The sequence below is a fragment of the Methylobacterium sp. CCH5-D2 genome (assembly GCF_001556475.1).
Lineage (GTDB): Bacteria > Pseudomonadota > Alphaproteobacteria > Rhizobiales > Beijerinckiaceae > Methylobacterium > Methylobacterium hispanicum.
Map to the genome: position 1 here is coordinate 1 of NZ_LSIX01000953.1, position 577 is coordinate 577.

At 73.1% G+C, this 577-nt stretch carries 1 protein-coding gene; it reads left to right on the forward strand.

Annotated features, from left to right (window positions below):
• Nucleotides 1-296 precede the first annotated feature (296 nt).
• The coding region (locus AX737_RS25735; protein ID WP_066926403.1) for a hypothetical protein at nt 297-577 on the forward strand (281 nt) is incomplete at its 3' end.

The window sequence follows — 577 nt, forward strand, 5'->3', positions numbered from 1 at the left end:
CGCGACCGGCCGGAAACTCGCTTGGCCCCTCAAGGACCTGCCGGCCGGCGCGGCCCCGCGCGACCTCCGGCCAAGCTTCGCTGCACCGCGGCGCGGGCGCGCAGGCCTGTTGCGGATCGGCGACGGTGCGGCCGGCCGGATCGGGCTAACCCAAAACCGTGATGCAATCGACAACGCCGGACGCGCAAGCCCGCGCCCGGCCCGCGGACGGAACCGGAAAGGTTTTGTTTACCGCACCGATGGACCCTCGCCGCAGGTCTTCCTGCTTGCCCCGCCGAGCCTCCAAGGATTCGTTCATGCGCGCCTCGACCGCCGTCAGCGCCCTCCTCGCCACCGTCCTCGCCACGACGCTCGCGCTCGGCGCGCAGGCGGGCAGCGAGACCCCGGCCCGCTCCGTCGAGAAGACCTTCCTGATCCCGTCGAGCGAGGGCTACGGCGTCGCCGACTGCCTGACGACCCCCGGCAGCGCCTGCGGCCAGACGGTGGCCGATTCCTGGTGCGAGGCCCAAGGGTTCGCCGCCGCCGGCTCCTTCGGCATCGCGGCGCCGGAGGAGTATACCGGCTCGGTCGACCTGCC